17 protein-coding genes are annotated in these 18633 nt (G+C 57.8%); 13 read left to right on the top strand and 4 right to left on the bottom strand.

The window, feature by feature from the left end:
* Nucleotides 1-508: 508 nt before the first annotated feature.
* Genes ACK2JC_RS06775 through ACK2JC_RS06765 form a run of 3 tightly spaced genes read left to right on the top strand, consistent with a single transcriptional unit; the run spans nt 509 to nt 3029 of the window.
* On the top strand, nt 509-1459 hold the full coding sequence (locus ACK2JC_RS06775) for a transporter substrate-binding domain-containing protein (protein WP_320938085.1): 951 nt from the start codon (nt 509-511) through the stop codon (nt 1457-1459).
* A 35-nt stretch (nt 1460-1494) separates the two neighbouring features.
* Entirely contained in the window at nt 1495-2286 is a 792-nt protein-coding gene (locus tag ACK2JC_RS06770; protein WP_007708931.1) for an amino acid ABC transporter permease, read from the top strand.
* Nucleotides 2286-3029: an amino acid ABC transporter ATP-binding protein gene (locus ACK2JC_RS06765; protein ID WP_040411311.1), complete on the top strand. Its 744-nt coding sequence runs from the start codon at nt 2286-2288 to the stop codon at nt 3027-3029. The genes ACK2JC_RS06770 and ACK2JC_RS06765 overlap by 1 nt, the downstream gene beginning before the upstream one ends.
* A gap of 171 nt (nt 3030-3200) precedes the next feature.
* Here ACK2JC_RS06765 and ACK2JC_RS06760 read toward each other — a convergent pair whose 3' ends face one another.
* Together ACK2JC_RS06760 and ACK2JC_RS06755 are read right to left on the bottom strand one after the other, a co-directional pair.
* On the bottom strand, nt 3201-3365 hold the full coding sequence (locus ACK2JC_RS06760; protein ID WP_007708935.1) for a hypothetical protein: 165 nt from the start codon (nt 3363-3365) through the stop codon (nt 3201-3203).
* A 106-nt stretch (nt 3366-3471) separates the two neighbouring features.
* A complete protein-coding gene (locus ACK2JC_RS06755) occupies nt 3472-5073 on the bottom strand; it encodes a CTP synthase (protein ID WP_320938086.1) in 1602 nt (533 codons plus the stop codon).
* 229 nt (nt 5074-5302) lie between these two features.
* On the opposite strand from ACK2JC_RS06755, the gene ftsH reads away from it, so the two are divergent.
* Together ftsH and ACK2JC_RS06745 are read left to right on the top strand one after the other, a co-directional pair.
* A complete protein-coding gene (ftsH, locus tag ACK2JC_RS06750; RefSeq protein ID WP_368274732.1) occupies nt 5303-7696 on the top strand; it encodes an ATP-dependent zinc metalloprotease FtsH in 2394 nt (797 codons plus the stop codon).
* Nucleotides 7697-7868: 172 nt separating this feature from the next.
* Nucleotides 7869-8699 carry an amidohydrolase family protein gene (locus ACK2JC_RS06745; RefSeq protein ID WP_040411312.1) on the top strand — a complete coding sequence of 277 codons (831 nt, stop codon included), beginning with the start codon at nt 7869-7871 and terminating at the stop codon, nt 8697-8699.
* Here ACK2JC_RS06745 and ACK2JC_RS06740 read toward each other — a convergent pair.
* Both ACK2JC_RS06740 and ACK2JC_RS06735 read right to left on the bottom strand, forming a co-directional pair.
* Complete coding sequence (locus ACK2JC_RS06740; RefSeq protein ID WP_320938096.1) at nt 8689-9855, bottom strand: ABC transporter substrate-binding protein; 1167 nt, start codon at nt 9853-9855, stop codon at nt 8689-8691. The two genes, ACK2JC_RS06745 and ACK2JC_RS06740, sit on opposite strands and share 11 nt — an antisense overlap.
* A gap of 259 nt (nt 9856-10114) precedes the next feature.
* A complete protein-coding gene (locus ACK2JC_RS06735) occupies nt 10115-10996 on the bottom strand; it encodes an AraC family transcriptional regulator (RefSeq protein WP_320938088.1) in 882 nt (293 codons plus the stop codon).
* 202 nt (nt 10997-11198) lie between these two features.
* Here ACK2JC_RS06735 and dapF (ACK2JC_RS06730) point away from each other — a divergent pair, with 202 nt between their 5' ends.
* The 8 genes from dapF (ACK2JC_RS06730) (at nt 11199) to ACK2JC_RS06695 (ending at nt 18598) form a co-directional block, all read left to right on the top strand.
* A complete protein-coding gene (gene dapF / locus ACK2JC_RS06730; protein WP_007708947.1) occupies nt 11199-12059 on the top strand; it encodes a diaminopimelate epimerase in 861 nt (286 codons plus the stop codon).
* A 181-nt stretch (nt 12060-12240) separates the two neighbouring features.
* The gene (gene glnA, locus ACK2JC_RS06725) at nt 12241-13578 is read left to right on the top strand and encodes a type I glutamate--ammonia ligase (protein ID WP_007708949.1); all 1338 of its coding nucleotides are present in this window, start codon (nt 12241-12243) and stop codon (nt 13576-13578) included.
* A 74-nt stretch (nt 13579-13652) separates the two neighbouring features.
* The gene (locus ACK2JC_RS06720) at nt 13653-14201 is read left to right on the top strand and encodes an ANTAR domain-containing response regulator (RefSeq protein ID WP_320938089.1); all 549 of its coding nucleotides are present in this window, start codon (nt 13653-13655) and stop codon (nt 14199-14201) included.
* A 10-nt stretch (nt 14202-14211) separates the two neighbouring features.
* Nucleotides 14212-15045, top strand: coding sequence for a diaminopimelate epimerase (gene dapF, locus ACK2JC_RS06715; protein WP_320938090.1), 834 nt, complete (start codon nt 14212-14214; stop codon nt 15043-15045).
* A gap of 203 nt (nt 15046-15248) precedes the next feature.
* Nucleotides 15249-16487, top strand: a complete 1239-nt coding sequence (locus tag ACK2JC_RS06710; RefSeq protein WP_320938091.1) for an LL-diaminopimelate aminotransferase — start codon at nt 15249-15251, stop codon at nt 16485-16487.
* Nucleotides 16488-16685: 198 nt separating this feature from the next.
* Complete coding sequence (locus tag ACK2JC_RS06705; RefSeq protein ID WP_007708956.1) at nt 16686-17126, top strand: Lrp/AsnC family transcriptional regulator; 441 nt, start codon at nt 16686-16688, stop codon at nt 17124-17126.
* 102 nt (nt 17127-17228) lie between these two features.
* Nucleotides 17229-18011, top strand: a complete 783-nt coding sequence (locus tag ACK2JC_RS06700; protein ID WP_092368635.1) for an N-acetylmuramoyl-L-alanine amidase — start codon at nt 17229-17231, stop codon at nt 18009-18011.
* 146 nt (nt 18012-18157) lie between these two features.
* Complete coding sequence (locus ACK2JC_RS06695) at nt 18158-18598, top strand: DUF1097 domain-containing protein (protein WP_302325525.1); 441 nt, start codon at nt 18158-18160, stop codon at nt 18596-18598.
* The last annotated feature ends 35 nt before the right edge of the window (nt 18599-18633 follow it).

Raw genomic sequence — 18633 nt, 5'->3', positions numbered from 1 at the left:
CGGGCAGCTATGCCCAAATTTTATAAACCCCTTGCACCCGGCACGGCTGCTGGAATTAAGAGGCGGGATATTCGATTGGAATATCCCGCTTTCGTTTTGTCCGGAAGCCGATTGGATTATGCATGTTTAATCGAAAAATGTTAAAATTATAACGGTATATTTTGGGCTTATTTTAGCGCAACTTGTATAGTTTTCGGCAGAAAGAACCATTCTTTCCAGGAATTAATGGAATTTTAACGTGCACAAATATGCAAAAACACGAATTGGGGTATTGGAAAATAACCGAAATTATGCTATACTAGGCGCGTTAAAGCGTGCCCTGGCGGGAACAGATTCCGGACACGCTCTGGGCGCCGGTTTCATTTTTCGATCATATGCAGGCCCGGCAGGAGAGAAACTTGGTACCGTCCCATGGTTGACAATGGAGTCATGCCGATTGTGAGGCATGGCTTTTTAGTTGCAATTCCATTTTTTTCCATACGGGCACAGACAAAGAGGAGAGAGTGTTATGAAAATGAAGAAAGTAATGAGCCTTATGTTAGCCGGGCTTCTGGCCGCGGCATCCTTAACCGCCTGCGGCGGATCGTCCTCCGGCGATACCACGGCCGCTGCGGCGAAGGAAGAGACCACGGCGGGAGAGAGCGCGGCTGCCGGGGAGAGCAAAGCGGCTGAGAGCGATACCGCCGCCGCAGCTGAAAACGGCGAGAAGAAAGTGCTGCGCGTGGCGATGGAGTGCGCCTATGCGCCCTACAACTGGACCCAGCCCGACGACGCCAACGGCGCGGTACCCATCGCCGACAGCAACGAGTTCGCCAACGGATACGACGTGATGATGGCCAAAAAGATCAGCGAGGAGCTGGGTTACGATCTGGAGATCGTGCGTCTTGACTGGGATTCCCTGATTCCGGCCGTGACCACAGGCCAGGTGGACTGCGTGATCGCGGGCCAGAGCATCACCTCCGCACGCCTTCAGGCCGTGGATTTCAGCGAGCCGTACTATTACGCCACCATCGTGACCCTGACCAAGAAGGACAGCCCCTTTGCGGCCGCCAAGAGCGTGGCGGATTTAAAGGGAGCCACCTGCACTTCCCAGCAGAGCACCATCTGGTATGACACCTGCCTGCCCCAGATCGAGGATGCAAACGTGCTGTCCGCCACCGCCAACGCGCCGGACATGCTGATGTCCTTAAACGCGGGCAAGTGCGACATCGTCGTGACCGACCAGCCCACCGGAAAGGGCGCGCTGATCGCTTACCCGGATTTCGTGATGCTGGATTTCGGCGGCGCTGAGGGGGATTTCCAGGTGACCGACGAGGAGATCAACATCGGAATCTCCATGAAGAAGGGGAACACCGAGCTTAAGTCCGCCATCGACGGCGTTCTGTCCAAGATGACAAAGGACGACTATTCTAAAATAATGGATGAAGCGATCGCAGTTCAGCCGCTGGCCAACCAGTAAAGCGTGCCGGATCGATCAGTTAAGGAGAGAATGTTATGCCAACAGATTTTTTCGGCCGGGTAATGCTCGTATTCAGCAAATACGGAATGTCCATGCTCCAGGGCGCGTTGATCAGTATGGAGAGCGCTCTGGCGGGCACCGTCATCGGCTGCCTGATCGGGTTTGCGGTGGGTATTGTCCAGACCATCCACACGGAGAAGGGGGACAACCCCATTAAGAAGGGGGTTGTCTGGGCCGTGAAGCTGGTGCTCAACGCCTACGTGGAGTTTTTCCGCGGCACGCCCATGATGGCCCAGGCTATGTTTATCTACTACGGTTTATTTCCGTTGCTGAATATCAATATGACCATGCTGAAGGCCGCGATTTTTATCCTGTCCATCAACACGGGCGCCTATATGGCCGAGACCGTGCGCGGCGGTATCCTTTCCATTGACCCCGGTCAGACGGAGGGGGCCAAGTCCATCGGCATGACCCATGTTCAGACCATGATTTACGTGATTCTGCCCCAGGCCCTGCGCAACATCATGCCTCAGATCGGCAACAACCTGATCATCAACATCAAGGACAGCTGCGTGCTCTCCGTGATCGGCCTGGCCGAGCTGCTGTACAAGACCAAGGCGGCCGCGGGCGCTCTGTACATGAACTTTGAGACTTACACCATCACCATGATCATGTACTTTATCATGACCTTTACCTGCTCCCGCATCCTGCGCCGTCTGGAGAATAAAATGGACGGGCCGGACAACTACGATCTGGCGACCACGGACACCCTGGCCTACACCAGCGGTATGATGCGGTTCCCGGATGAGAAGAAGGAGGAGTCATGATGAAGGGCGAGAAAATTTTAGAGATCCGGCATCTGAGCAAGATGTTCGGCAAGAATCCCGTGCTTCGGGACATCGATTTTTCCGTCAGCAGCGGAGATGTGACCTGTATCATCGGGGCCTCCGGCTCCGGCAAGTCCACCTTGCTGCGCTGCCTCAATATTTTGGAGACGCCCACCACGGGCGAGATTCTCTACCACGGGGAGGACATCGCGGACGGCAAGGTCAACGCGGCCCAGTACCGCTCCCGGGTGGGCATGGTGTTCCAGAGCTTTAACCTGTTCAACAATATGAACGTGCTGGACAACTGCATGATCGGCCAGACCAAGGTGCTCAAAAAGAGCAAGGAGGAGGCCAGGAAAAACGCCATGTACTACCTGGAAAAGGTGGGAATGGCCCCCTATATCAACGCCAAACCCAAGCAGCTTTCGGGCGGCCAGAAGCAGCGGATCGCCATCGCCAGGGCGTTAGCCATGGAGCCGGAATTACTGCTCTTTGACGAGCCGACCTCGGCCCTGGATCCCCAGATGGTGGGCGAGGTGCTGGAGGTTATGAGAAAGCTGGCGGGCGAGGGCCTGACTATGATCATCGTGACCCACGAGATGGCCTTTGCCAGGGACGTGTCCACCCGCGTGGTGTTCATGGCCGACGGTGTGATCTGTGAGGACGGAACGCCGAAGGATATTTTTGAAAACCCCCAGAATCCGCAGACCAAGGAGTTTTTGGGGAGGTTTATGCGGGGATAAAATGGAATAGACGAAATGAAGGAACCTCTCCCGGGCGGTGTGAACGCTGCCGGGGGAGGTTTTTTTGTTGAATGCAATGGGCCGCTTGCGGCCCTATGGCGCAGAGATGCATATCGAAAGAAAAGAGCCCGGCCGTTTGCCGGGCCGGACTCTCGGAACCCTTGGCCTGGGTTATCTGGCCTGGTCCTTTGGTTTAACCGCCTTGGTAATATAAGGATATAAATCCTCATACGCCTCCCGCTCGGCCTCGGATTGGGGCAGGGACGGGATCAGGCCGGTACAGTCCATGGTGGAACAGGCCTGTACGTCAATGTCACAGTCTTCTTTGTGGTTCATACCGGATCACCTCCTGAACTTTTTACAATGGGCCGCTTCAATCCGCACTCTTAGTGTGCGCCCCGGCAGCTCTTTCTGAGCAGGAAATTACCGGTGGTTCAGGGAATTAGCGGGTTTTGAGGGCGGCCTCGATAAAGCCCTGAAACAGCGGGTGAGGCCGGTTGGGCCTGCTTTTTAACTCCGGGTGGGCCTGAGTGGCCATAAACCAGGGATGGGACGGGATCTCGATCATCTCCACGATGCGGCCGTCCGGGGACCGGCCAGAGAGTTTTAAGCCGTTGTCCGTCAGGATTTTCCGGTAGTCGTTGTTCACCTCGTAGCGGTGGCGGTGGCGTTCATGGATGGTTTCGGCCCCGTACAGGGAGAAGGCTTTGGAGTCCTTGTCCAGCACGCAGGGATAGGAGCCCAGGCGCAGGGTTCCGCCGATGTCCTCCACGCCGTTCTGATCCGGCATCAGATGGATCACGGGATGAGTGGTGGAGGGATTTAACTCCACGCTGTGGGCGTCCTCAAGGCCTGCCACATGACGGGCGAACTCCACGATGGCCAGCTGCATGCCAAGGCACAGCCCGAGGAAGGGGATCCGCTGTTCCCTGGCGTACTGGATGGCGCAGATTTTGCCGTCGATGCCCCGGTCGCCGAAGCCGCCGGGCACCAGGATTCCGCTCACGTCCCCAAGGAGCCTGGCGGCATTTTCCCGGGTGACGGTCTCGGAATCCACCCACTTGATGTTCACCGCGGCATGATTGGCCACACCGCCGTGCTTTAAGGCTTCGACCACGGAAATGTAGGCGTCGTGGAGCTGGATGTATTTGCCTACCAGGGCTACGGTCACCTGGGACCTGGGGTGTTTCCAGGCGTCGATCATGGATTTCCAGTCCTCTAAGTCCGGCTCGGGGCATTCCAGATGGAGGCATTCACAGGCGACCTGGGCCAGATGTTCTTTTTCCATGGCAAGAGGAGCCTCGTAGAGGACGTCCACATCCAGATTTTGGATTACGTGAGAGGAGGGAACGTTGCAGAACAGGGCGATTTTGCTGCGGATATTGTCGTCTAAGGGGAGTTCGGAGCGGCAGACCAGGATGTCGGGCTGAATGCCCATGCCTTGAAGATCTTTGACGCTGGCCTGGGTGGGCTTGGTTTTCAGCTCGCCGGAGGCTTTCAGATAGGGGATGAGGGTGACGTGGATCATGCAGGTATTTCCCGGACCTGCTTCGCGCTGGAACTGGCGGATGGCTTCCAGAAAGGGCTGGCTTTCGATGTCGCCCACCGTACCGCCCACCTCGATGATGGCGATTTCCGTCTCCTGGGTGGAGGGGTTGCGGTGAAAACGGCTCTTGATCTCGTTGGTGATATGGGGGATCACCTGGACCGTGCCGCCTCCGAAGCCGCCGCGGCGCTCCTTCTGTAAAACCGTCCAGTAGACCTTGCCGGTGGTCACGTTGGAGTTCTTCGTCAGGCTTTCGTCGATGAAGCGCTCGTAGTGCCCCAGGTCCAGGTCGGTCTCAGCGCCGTCGTCGGTCACGAAAACCTCGCCGTGCTGGACGGGATTCATGGTGCCGGGATCGATGTTGATATAGGGATCGAACTTCTGCATGGTTACCCTGTAGCCGCGGGCCTTCAAGAGACGGCCCAGGGACGCGGCCGTGATGCCTTTGCCAAGGCCGGAAACCACTCCGCCGGTGACAAACACGTATTTAACTGGCATAACATAAACCTCCTTCTTCAGATACTATATAGTGTGTCGTGTGGGGTAAAAAAATAACCCATATATTATACAACCAGTCTTTTTATAATGCTAGGAGTTTTTTCAAAATTTTTAAGAAATTTCATTGTTCTTTTCTTGATTTATGGGGAGACTGACACTATAATGGTAGAGAATGGGTTTTCGTGGATATTTCGCTTAGTATGACCCATTCAGAGGGAGATTTACACATATGGATAATAACAAGAAGACAGACCCGAACGCGCCGAAGACGAACTGGCAGACCATATCCATGCTCGTTGTGGCTGCGCTTATCACGTTTACTCTGGTCACGTTTATGCAGAACATGATTATGGACAAAAAGACCAAAGAGCTGACGTATAATGAGTTTGTATCGATGATCGACGAGGGTAAGGTGGAGTCCGTGAGCATCGGCAACACCAAGATCACGCTGGTGCCAAAGCCCGGGTACGCCGATTATCCCCGGGATTTAAACTACTATGTGGTGCGGCTGAACAACGATTTTGATTTTGCCCCCCGTCTGTTGGAACACAACGTGGATATCCTGGTGGAGTCCCGGGACAACAGCGTGATTCTGGCCACGGTGCTGAACTACGCCATCCCCTTCCTGTTTCTGGTATTCCTGATGAATTTCACCATGCGCCGTATGGGCGGAGGCGGAATCATGGGCGTGGGCAAGAGCAACGCCAAGATGTATGTGCAGAAGGAGACCGGCGTCACGTTCAAGGACGTGGCAGGAGAGGACGAGGCCAAGGAGTCCCTGACCGAGATCGTGGACTTCCTGCACAACCCCGGAAAGTACACCAAGATCGGCGCTAAGCTGCCCAAGGGCGCGCTGCTGGTAGGCCCGCCCGGAACGGGTAAGACGCTGCTTGCCAAGGCGGTGGCCGGAGAGGCCCACGTGCCGTTCTATTCCCTGTCCGGTTCCGATTTTGTGGAGATGTTTGTGGGCGTGGGCGCGTCCCGTGTCCGCGATCTGTTCAAGAACGCGGCGGAGAACGCCCCCTGTATTATTTTCATCGATGAGATCGACGCCATCGGCCGCAGCCGCGACAGCCGTATGGGCGGCAACGACGAGCGGGAGCAGACCTTAAACCAGCTGCTCTCCGAGATGGACGGTTTTGAGTCCTCCAAGGGACTTCTGGTGCTGGCCGCAACCAACCGGCCGGAGATTCTGGATCCCGCGCTGCTGCGCCCGGGACGTTTCGACCGCCGGGTGGTGGTGGAACGGCCGGATTTAAACGGACGTATCAACATTTTAAAGGTGCACTCCAAGGACGTGCTGCTGGACGACTCCGTGGACTTTAAGGAGATCGCCCTGGCTACCTCAGGGGCCGTGGGCGCGGACCTTGCCAACATGATGAACGAGGCGGCCATCAACGCCGTCAAGCACGGTCGCCAGGCAGTGTCCCAGAAGGACCTGTTCGAGGCGGTGGAAGTGGTGTTAGTGGGTAAGGAGAAGAAGGACCGGATTATGAACCAGGAGGAGCGGCGCATCGTCTCCTACCACGAGGTGGGCCACGCGCTGGTCAGCGCTTTGCAGAAGCACTCTGAGCCGGTGCAGAAGATCACCATCGTGCCCCGGACCATGGGCGCTCTGGGTTACGTGATGAACGTGCCCGAGGAAGAAAAGTATCTGAACACCAAGAAAGAGCTGGAAGCCATGCTGGTGGAGGCTCTTGCGGGGCGTGCCGCCGAGGAGCTGGTATTCGACAGCGTGACCACGGGCGCGTCCAACGATATTGAGAAGGCCACCAACCTGGCCCGGGCTATGATCACCCAGTACGGCATGTCCGAGAAGTTCGGCCTGATGGGCCTGGAGACCCGGGAGAACCAGTACCTGTCCGGCCGCAACGTGCTCAACTGCAGCGAGGCGACGGCGGGCGAGATCGACCAGGAAGTGATGCGGATCCTCAAGGAGTCCTACGAGGAGGCCAAGCGCCTGCTGGCTGAGAACCGGGACGCTATGGATAAGATCGCGGAATTCCTGATCGAGAAGGAGACCATTACCGGCAAGGAATTTATGAAGATTTTCCGCCAGGTGAAGGGAATCCCGGAGCCGCCGGAGGAGGAAGAGGACGAATCCAACGGTGGAAACGGTGGAAATGGAGCCGGCGGTGCGGCCGCGGGCGCTCTGCCGGAGGGAACGGTTCCGGGCGGAGCAGGGCAGCTCCAGGACGGCGCGCAGCTTCCGGGCGGAGCAGGGCAGCTCCAGGATGGCGGTCAGCTTCCGGGCGGTCAGGGATACGCCCCTCAGGGCTACGGTCAGCAGGGCCAGTGGCAGCAGCCGGGTGAAAATGGCTGGGGCCAGCCTCAGGCCGGCCAGGGGTATGATCCCCAGGCAGGTCAGGGATACGCCCCCCAGGGCTACGGCCAGCAGGGCCAGTGGCAGCAGCCGGGTGAAAACGGTTGGGGCCAGCCCCAGGGCCAGTGGCAGCAGCCGGAGCAGAACGGATGGAACCAGCCCGAAAGCGGCAGGGAGCAGCAGAACCAGTGGTCCCAGCCGGGGGCCAATGACTGGAGCCGTCCCCAGGGCGAGCCGGATTCAAGCGGCGGGTCCCAGACAGAAGCGGGAACGGACCCCAACGGGGGAAGCCAGCCGTAGACAGTCGTAAACAAACCGCAAACCAACTGGAGATTTGCAGCATAATTTGTAATGACAGAGCTTAAATGTGGGCTTTTGCCCCAGGCCGGAGACGGCCCGGGGTGAAGGCCCGCTTTCTGCATAGAAAGAAACGGGCGGCCGGATGCCGCCTCAAAAACAGGAGGGAATGGGAATGAAAATCATTGACGCGCATCTGCATTTTTGCCCGGGGCGGGAGTATTTCGACGGGATCGCCGTGGCTGCGGGCCACGAGAACACGGAGGAGCATCTGCGGGAAGAGTACCGCAGGCTTGGAATCGTCCACGGCATCGTGATGGGAAACAGGGGATTGGACTGCCGGGAACACCGGTATCCGAAGGAGCTGCGCTATTGTGTGGGGATCGATACGGAAGAGCTTGAGAAAGGTTATCTGAACCGGGAGGAGTTGGACCGGATTGAGGAGAACCTGCGCCTGGATACCTGCGCGGGGATCAAGCTGTACCCCGGCTACACGAGCGTTTACGTGTCGGATCCCATCTATGACCCGGTGTACGAGCTGGCCGCGTCCTACAAAAAACCGGTGGCCATCCACACCGGAGCCACCGCAGGCAGCAACGCCCTGCTCAAATACAGTCATCCGCTGACCCTGGACGAGGCCGCGGTGGCCCACCCGGACGTACAGTTTGTGATGTGCCACATCGGCAATCCCTTTCTCATGGATGCGGCGGCGGTTCTGGAGAAAAATGGAAATATGGCGGCGGACCTGTCCGGGCTCTGGGAGCAGCGGATGGACGTGGAGACCTTCTGCCGGGAGAAGCGAGGGTACGTGGAGGCCCTGCAGACCTGGATCGAGTATGTGAACAATTACGACAAATTCATGTTCGGCACCGACTGGCCGCTGGTGAACCTGGAGGATTACATTGGGTTCATCAAGCGCCTGATTCCGGAGAAGGCGTGGGAGAAGGTGTTTTATGGGAACGCGGTGAGGATATACGGGGAAATTCCGTCCCGGTTTACCTGCTGATGGTGGAGGTGGTCAGAAACTGGAACCTTCCGTCCCGGATCACCTTGATAAAGGCCAGGTTCTTGTTGGCATCGCCTGTCTCATTGAAGGTGATGGTTCCGGTGGCGCCCTCGACCACCGCCGAGGACAGGGCTTGGCGGATGGCGGCCGGATCGGTGGAATCCGCGGCCTCGATGGCTTTTATGGCGGCCAGGTAGGCGTCGTAGCCCAGGGCTGAGACAGCGGGGATGGACTCGTCCTGTTTCTTAGCCCTTAAATATTCCCGGAAGCCTTTGATGAACGCGGCGGCCTCGTCGTTGGCGGGCTCGGACTCATCGAATGCGGCGGTTAACACCACACCCTCGGCAGCCGCGCCCGCCTCACTGATTACGGCGGAATTCTCCCAGGCGTCCCCTCCTGCGATCACCGCGGTGATGCCCAGTTCCCGGGCCTGCCGGATGATAAGCGGGGCGGCGGTCAGGGAGCTGGGCGCGAAAATGATGTCCGGGTTTTGCGCTTGCAGATTGGTCAAAATAGACCGGAAATCCGTCTGGCCCGCCTGAAACTGCTGGTCGTATACGATCTGTCCTCCCAGGCTGGAAAAGGCCTCCTTAAAATATCCGCCCAGGCCGGAGGAATAGTCGTCTCCCAGCTGCGTGATCACGGCCGCGCTTTTGGCGTTGTTCTGGTAGGCGTAGTTTGCCATGGCCGTCCCCTGGAGGGGATCGCTGAAGCAGACGCGGAAGTAGGAGTCATTTCCTTCCGTAACCTGGGGGTTGGTGCAGGAGCAGCCGATGGCCGGGATTCCGTTCTCAGCGAACACCGCTCCGGCGGCCATGGAAAGGTCTGAGCCGTAACTTCCCAGCGCCACGCTGACTTGTTCCCCGGCCAGTGCGCCGGCGGCGTTTACAGCCTCGGCGCAGTCGGATTTGTTGTCGGCCTCGACCAGCTTTACGGTGTAGGTTTCACCGCCGATGGTCACGGTGGGATAAACCTGATTGGCGTAGCGGATCCCCAGCATTTCCTGGAAACCGGCTGCGCCGTTTGCGCCGGTGAGCGGTTCAATCACACCTATGCGGATGACCGGTTCATCGGCTTTTCTTCCTCCGCACCCGGCCAGTGCGCTTGCTGTCAGGCAGGCCGCCAGTGCGGCTGCGGCAATGTTTCTCCTGTTCATCATTTTGGATTCTCCTTTTATCTCGTGCGCAGGTGCGCAAGGTACCTGTGCGATCATTTGCTTCCTGTACTTCCATATTGAATTATACTATGTCACCAGCCGCCAGGCTGATGATAAGGGATACGTTTCCTTGATTATACTATGTCACCAGCCGCCAGGCTGATGATAAGGGATACGTTTCCTTGATTATAGCAGAAATAACGGACATCTCAAGTACAAGATGCGCCTGGCTGCGGCCCGCCCGCGGTTCGTCCGGTTCTCAAGGCGGGCTTCCGCCGGGGCGGGACTTGCGGGGCGTTGAGCCGAATTGCCGCTTGTACGCCCGCAGAAAGGTGGAGTAATTGGAAAAACCGGCCGCAAAGCAGGCGGAGGTGGCATTTTCCCGCCCGGAGAGGATCAGCTCCCTGGCAAAGGCCAGGCGCTTCTGGTTGATATAATTGCCGATGGTGCAGCCGGTTTCCTGGCGGAACAGGCGCATCATGTGGTAGGGGCTTAAGCAGCACTCCTCCGCCAGCAGGCCGATGGACAATTCCTCGCCCAGATGGCCGTTGATGTAGGAGATCAGGCCGGAAACCCGGTAATCCATGGCGCCGGTGTGCACGTAAGCGGTCTGGGTGTCCAGGGCGGTCCGGTTCAGGAAAATAAGAAATTCCAGCAGGAGGACGCGGGCGTAGAGAGGGCCTGCGAACTCTCCCGGCCGGTCCAGGGCGCGCTCCAGGGTTTGCAGCAGGGACAGAAGGGCGGTCCGGTCCTCCCCGCCGGGCCGGATCACGCTGGAATGCCGGTACTGGGCAGTGCGAAAGCATTGGTCCAGGGGATCGGACAGGGAATACTCCTGGAGAAACGCGGGGGAGAGGTAGAGGATCACCCGTTCGTAGGGCTGCCCGTCCTTCACGTGGGGGCAATGGATCTCACCGCGGTTCACCAGCACCAGGTCCCCCGGCTCCGGCTCATAGGTCCGGCCCTCCACGATGTAGTCCACCGAGCCGGAGATGAGGATCAGAATCTTGCAGAAGTCGTGGTAGTGGGGATCGAAATCCCTGGGACCGTTGTCCGTCAAATGGAACAGCCGGTAGTCCCCGGATAAATAGCCCTGGCGCGGGGCGGCAGAGTCGTTCTTAATGTATGTTCCATATTCCATATCCCGCCACCTCCTCACTGTGTGAATGTCCGCCGTGGTGCGGCCTGTCCTGGGGCTGATCGCACGGCTTTTTCTTACATTATACGAGGTATAGAGCAGGATTTGCAATATTTTTCCGCATAATCCTTATATATTTTTAAAATGCTGCCGGTTATAATGGAAGAAATAGGTCACAGTTCATCAGCGGTCGGAGGTAACGTACATGAAAGCGGTTGTAGAAAAATATCACGGTTTAGGAAATGATTATCTTGTGTTTGATCCCAATAAAAATAAGCTGGAGCTGAATCCGCACAATGTTGCGCTTTTGTGCAACCGGAATTTCGGCGTGGGCGCGGACGGGGTGCTGGAGGGACCGGTCCTGGAGAACGACCGGATCTCCATGGTGGTCTGGAATCCGGACGGAAGCATCGCTGAGAAGAGCGGAAACGGGGTCCGCATTTTCGCTAAGTATTTAAAGGACGCGGGGTATGTGCAGAAAAAGGATTTCCACATCCACACCGCGGGCGGCCAGGTTTCCATCCACTACCTGAACGAGGAGGGCACGCGGCTGAAGGCGTCAATGGGGAAGGTGTCCTTCTGGAGCGACGACGTGCCGGTGGAGGGGCCCAGGCGGGAGATCATCAACGAGACCATGGTGTTCGGGCGCATCCCCTATCCGGTCACCTGCCTGTCCATCGGCAATCCCCACTGCGTGATCCTGATGGACGAGATCTCAAAGGATCTGGTCTGCCGCATCGGACGTTATTCCGAGAGCGCCAGGCAGTTTCCGGAAAAGATCAATACCCAGATCATGAAGGTGCTGGACCGCACCCACATCCAGACCGAGGTCTATGAGCGGGGCGCGGGCTACACCCTGGCGTCCGGTAGCGGCTGCTGTGCGGCCGCGGCCGCAGCTTACCGGCTGGGCCTGACGGATCCCAAGATGCTGGTGCAGATGCCCGGCGGAACCATGGAGCTGGAGATCGAAGAGGACGGCACGGTGCTGCTCACCGGGGACGTGGGATTTGTAGGGACCATGAAGCTGGGAAGTACGTTTGTGGAACAGCTTCGCTCATTCACGTAAAAAAGTGCAGGAATAACGCAGGAAAACGCATTGACAAATAAAATAACTGCTGGTATTCTTTAGAAAAAGAATAAAACGAGATCATCATTGCAAAGGAGCGAACTGCCGGAATAACCGGCCCGTGTTGACGGCTGCATGGTGGTCTCGTTTCACTTGTTTCAGACGAGAAAGGGAGAAAACAATGAGCAAATACAGTAAGGAAGATATAATCCGCCTTGCGGAGGAGGAGGATGTGGAATTCATCCGTCTGCAGTTTACGGATATCTTCGGAATGCTGAAAAATGTGGCTATCACGTCCAGCCAGCTTCAGAAAGCGCTGGACAACCGCTGCATGTTCGACGGCTCCGCCATCGAGGGCTTTGTGCGGATCGACGAGTCCGACATGTACCTGTATCCCGACCTGGACACCTTTGAGATATTCCCCTGGCGGCCGCAGCAGGGCAAGGTGGCGCGCTTGATCTGCGACGTGTACGGCGTGGATCAGAAGCCCTTTATCGGGGACCCGCGCTATGTGCTGAAGCGCGCCATGGAGCGGGCGAAGGAGATGGGGTACGTGTTCAACGTTGGACCGGAGTGTGAGTTTTTCCTGTTCCACACCGATGAGGAGGGCCGTCCCACCACCCAGACCCACGAGACGGCCGGGTATTTCGACGTGGCGCCCATCGACCTGGCGGAGAATGTGCGCCGGGACATTGTGCTGAATCTGGAGGACATGGGATTCGAGGTGGAAGCCTCCCACCATGAGATCGCCCCGGCCCAGCACGAGATCGATTTCCAATACGAGAACGTGCTGCGCTCGGCGGACAATATCATGACCTTCAAGATGGCGGCCAAGACCATTGCCAAGCGCCACGGCCTTCACGCCACCTTTATGCCCAAGCCCAAGGAGGGCGTCAACGGCTCCGGTATGCACATCAACATGTCCCTGGAGGACGCCACCGGGCGCAACGCCTTTGTGGATGAGAGCGATTCCCTGGGCCTCAGCTCCACCGCCTACTATTTTATGGCCGGAATCCTGCATCACATGAAAGCCATGACGATTCTGACCAACCCGCTGGTAAACTCCTACAAGCGGTTGATCCCGGGCTATGACGCGCCCATCTACATCGCATGGTCCGCGACTTCCAACCGCAGCTCCCTGATCCGCATCCCCTCCTCCAAGGGGGCCGGAACCCGGATCGAGCTGCGCTGCCCGGACTCCGCCATGAACCCATACCTGGCGCTGGCCGCCTGTCTGCGGGCCGGTCTGGACGGCATCGAGAAGCAGATGAAGCTGCCGGAGTGCGTGCAGGGCAACATGTTCATCATGGCCCCGGAATGCCTGGAAAAGCGCGGTGTGGAGCGGATTCCCGAGACGCTGGGCGACGCCATCGAGGCCTTTGAGCACGACGGCTTTATGCGGGATGTGCTGGGCGAACACATCTTCATCAAATATCTGGAAGCCAAAAAGAAGGAATGGCGTGAGTTCCGGGCGCAGGTGACGGACTGGGAAGTGAGCGAATATTTATACAAATATTGACGCCTGTGTTCTGACGCGGGCTCCGGGGGAGAGACCCCGGAGCAAAAGGGCCGGCTGACCGGGAGGTGAGGCATGTGACAAATATAATCGTGGCGTTCTCCAAGCCGGAGGATGGGAAAAATATAAAGGGCATCCTGATGCGCAGCGGATTTCAGGTGGTTGCGGTCTGTGCCTCAGGGGCGCAGGCCATCACGGCCGCCGAGAGCGTGAACAGCGGGATTGTGGTCAGCGGATACCGGTTTGAGGATATGATGTACGATGAACTGCGCCAGTGTCTTCCCGCCGCTGTCGATATGCTTCTGATCGCCTCCCCCAGCCGGTGGAGCGGGCAGAACATGAAGGGCATGATCTGTCTGCCGATGCCTCTTAAGGTGCACGACCTGGTGGACACTCTGGAGATGATGGTGCAGTCCCAGGCCCGCATCCGAAGGAAACAGCGGCTGCGCCCCAAGGAGCGCAATATGGAGGAACAGAACCTGATCATGAGAGCCAAGGAGCTTTTGATGGAGCGCAACAATATGTCGGAGTCCGAGGCCCACCGCTACATCCAGAAGTGCAGTATGGACAGCGGCACCAACCTGGTGGAGACGGCGCAGATGGTGATCAGTCTGATACATGTGTGAGGAGAGGGATATGAGATTTACAAAAATGCAGGGAATCGGCAACGATTACGTTTATGTGAACTGTTTTGAGGAGACGGTGGCAGACCCGGCCGCTGTGGCGCGGTTTGTCAGCGACCGGCATTTCGGCATCGGCTCCGACGGTCTGATTCTGATCGGCCCGTCCGGGACCGCGGACTGCCGCATGGATATGTACAATATGGACGGCTCCCGGGGCGTGATGTGCGGCAACGGCGTGCGCTGCGTGGGTAAGTACGCCTATGACCACGGTCTGGTGCCCGGGGACAGGAGAAGCCTGACCGTGGAGACTCTGGCCGGAGTCAAGATCATCGAGTTTACGGTGGAGGAGGAAAACGGCCGGTTTACCGCAAGACTTCTGACCGTGGACATGGGGGAGGCCAGGCTGACCTCAGAGCTTCCCGAGCCGATCAACGTGGACGGGAGGGATTACTCCTTTGTGGGGATCAGCGTGGGTAATCCCCATGCGGTGTATTTCATGGATTCCATCGACGATCTGAGTCTGGACCGGATCGGTCCTTCCTTTGAAATGCATCCGCGTTTCCAGCCGGACCGGGTGAACACCGAGTTCATCCAGCTGGTGGATCGCAACCATATCCGTATGCGGGTATGGGAGCGGGGCAGCGGGGAGACCTGGGCCTGCGGCACCGGGGCCACGGCCAGCGCTGCGGCTGCCATTCTCATGGGCTACACGGAGGACGAGGTGGAAGTGGAGCTGCGGGGCGGGACGCTGCGCATCCGCCTGGACCGGGAGAGCGGCCACCTGTTTATGACCGGGCCTGCGGTGGAAGTTTTCCGCGGGGATATTGACATTCCGGAAAATTTATAATATGATACCACATGTGAAATTAGTCTAAACAAACTCTCAGGGATCAGCGGCACGACGGGGTGCGGCAGGTTCCTGGGAGTATTTAATTGGAGGCAAGGGGACCTGGCGTTGTCTGCGGGCCATTGCCGGGGCGGCGTACCGTCCGGACAGCATGTCCGGTGCAGCGGGCCGCGTTACAAGATATCCAAGGAGGTAAGAAAATAATGTTAACGATCAATGAGAACTACTTAAAGCTGCCGGGCAGTTACCTGTTTTCCGATATCGCCAAAAAGGTGGCGGCTTACCAGAAGGCCCACCCGGAGCGCGAGATCATCCGTCTGGGGATCGGGGATGTGACCCAGCCCATTGCCCCGGCCATTGTGGAAGCGCTGCACCGGGCGGTGGACGAGATGGGGGATGCCGGTACCTTTCGCGGATATGCCCCGGATCTGGGGTATGATTTTCTCCGGGAAGCCATTGTGGAGAACGACTACAGGGCCTGGGGCTGCGCGGTGGAGGCGGACGAGATCTTCGTCTCCGACGGGGCCAAGAGCGACTGCGGCAATATCCAGGAGATTTTCGGGCCGGACTGCCGCATCGCGGTGTGCGACCCGGTGTACCCGGTCTATGTGGACTCCAACGTGATGGCGGGCAGGGCCGGGACCTACGATCCGGCCACCGGGAAATGGAGCCGGGTGATCTACATGCCCTGCACCGCGGAAAACGGCTTTGTGCCGGAGCTGCCTAAGGAGCGCCCGGACCTGATTTACCTCTGCGTGCCCAACAATCCAACCGGCACTGCCCTCACCAGGGACCAGCTGGCGGTGTGGGTGAATTACGCCAATGAAAGCGGCGCGGTGATCCTCTACGACGCGGCCTACGAGGCCTACATCACCGAGCAGGACGTGCCCCACAGCATCTATGAGATCAGCGGGGCCAGGACCTGCGCCGTGGAGTTCCGGTCCTTTTCCAAGAAGGCCGGCTTCACGGGCCTGCGTCTGGGCTTTACGGTGGTGCCGAAGGATTTAACATGCGGCGGTACGGCGCTGCACGGGCTTTGGGCCAGACGCCACGGCACCAAATTCAACGGCGCGCCCTACATCGTCCAGCGGGCGGGGGAGGCCGTGTACTCGGCGGAGGGAAAACGCCAGGTGGAGGCGCAGGTGGCCTGCTATATGGAGAACGCGCGGGTGATCCTGCAGGGGCTTAAGGAAGCGGACTGCACCGTGTTCGGCGGCGTAAACTCCCCCTATATCTGGCTGAAAACGCCGGAGGGTATGACCAGCTGGCAGTTTTTTGATTTCCTGCTGGAGAACGCCAACGTGGTGGGAACTCCGGGCAGCGGCTTCGGACCCAGCGGCGAGGGATATTTCCGCCTTACCGCCTTCGGCACGGCTGAGAACACCGCGCGGGCGGTGGAGCGCATGCGGAAGGTTTTGGGGAGACCCAAATCATTTTCTTAGAAAATTAGGTTGACAAGCGAATAAAATCAGTTTATGATACCAAGTAAGAAAATTTTATAAGATTTTTTCGGGCAAAAGCGTTCGGACCAGAGGTTCGGGCGCTTCTCTGCTTATTGGGCGCCGTGAGCCGCAGGCGCTGTCTGCGGGCCGCTGCCCGGCAGGCTGCCACGGAAAACGGAGTTTGGGAGGATTTGAGTGATGGATGACATTGACCGCAAGATACTGAAGCTGCTGCAGGCGAACGCCCGCATGTCCTTAAAGACCATTGCGGAGAAGACGTTTCTGTCCTCTCCGGCCGTGTCCGCCAGAATTGAGCGGCTGGAGAAGGACGGGATTATCGCGGGCTACCACGCGTTTGTGGACCCCATGAAGCTGGGCTACCACATTTTGGCCTTTATCAACCTGGACGTGGTGCCGGAGGACAAACCGAAATTTTACGCCTACGCCAACGACGTGCCCAATGTATTGGAGTGCAACTGCGTCACCGGCGAGTACTCCATGCTGATGAAGGTGGCCTTCCAGAGCACCATGGATTTGGATATCTTTATCGGCCAGCTGCAAAAATTCGGCAAAACCAGCACGCAGATCGTATTTTCCACCCAAGTGGGGCCCCGGGGCGTGGATGTGGATGAAATTTAGGGCACTCCAGTCCATTTAAACCGCAACTTTCGGCGATTCTTCTCATATGGTATAGGGAGAGAATATTTAATTCTCCAAGGTAAATGTGAAGGAGTGACCGAAATGGCAGAAAGAAAGACGGTTATTATAGATGCAGGCCACGGAGGGGCGAACCCCGGGGCCGTTTACATGGGACGGCAGGAGAAGGACGACGCGCTGCGCCTGGCGCTGGCAGTGGGAAATCTGCTGGAGCAGAGCGGCGTGAACGTGCTCTACACCAGGGTGAACGATGTGTTTGACACGCCCTTAGAGAAGGCGCAGATGGGCAATCAGTCCGGCGCGGATTACTTTATCTCCATCCACCGCAACGCCATGCCCATTCCCGGCAGCGCGTCCGGGGCGGAGGTGCTGGTATACGAGGACGAGGGCGTTCCTGCGCTGCTGGCTGAGAACATCAGCCGGAATCTGACCGAGGCCGGGTTCGCGGACCTGGGGGTCAAGGAGCGCCCCGGCCTGATCGTGCTGCGCAGGACGCAGATGCCGGCGGTGCTGGTGGAGGCCGGTTTTATCGACAATCCCGAGGATAACCGGTTCTTTGACGACAATTTTGAGAACATAGCAAAGGCCATAGCAAACGGCGTGCTGGAGACAATCCGCCAGCAGCAGATGGCGCGTCCGGAGTATTATCAGGTGCAGGTGGGGGCGTACCGGGACCGGGTTCCGGCGGACCGGCTGCTAAAGGAGCTGGAGTCCAGGGGCCTTCCCGCCTTCATCGTCAACGACGACGGCTACTATAAGGTCCGGGTGGGCGCGTTCCTCAACATGGACAACGCGGCCAACATGGAGCGCATCCTGCGAAACATGGGATACCCCACGCTGATGGTGCGGGAGCAGGCGGTGTATTGATTTTGTAAAAGAGTTTTATTATACTTGAATTAGTTGCAGGGACTCATACTGTAAAATATCCGAGATAAAATCGGCATGAAAATTGCTGTATATATAATCAGGCAGCATGAACGCAGGCCAATATTATATGAAAAGGAGTGTACAGTATGAGTTATCTTGCAGCAGTGGGGATTACGGTCGGATTTTTAGCAGGTGCATGGGTTTACCTCAGCGGGGAACTCAGCCTCATAGGCTTCGTTGGCTTTTTGGGCTGGGCCAGTTACTTTGCCGCGGGAGGGGGAACAAAGGGAGCAAGGTCTGCTTTTTGCACAAATATGAGCGGGATTTTGTGGGGGGTTATCACCATAGCCTTAAGCAGCGCTCTTCCCGGCGTGCCAGGCATAGCCTTCACAATTCTGTTTGCCGCGATTATGTGCTGGCAGGCAAAACTGGGATTCCTGGGATTTATTCCCGGTACTTTTATAGGAAACGCGGCTTTTTATGCCTCAGGTAATAACTGGCAAGGTACCGCGGTGGCCTTGACCTGCGGTATTGGCCTGGGCCTGCTGTCCGACGTCCTGGCAAAGAAAATGTCGGAGAAAAAATAAGCGGGGACAGATCCGCTGTAGTGTGAGAACAGGCA

The organism is Enterocloster lavalensis (genome assembly GCF_046603895.1).
GTDB lineage: Bacteria > Bacillota > Clostridia > Lachnospirales > Lachnospiraceae > Enterocloster > Enterocloster lavalensis.
This window is presented reverse-complemented; position numbering and strand designations above follow the sequence as displayed.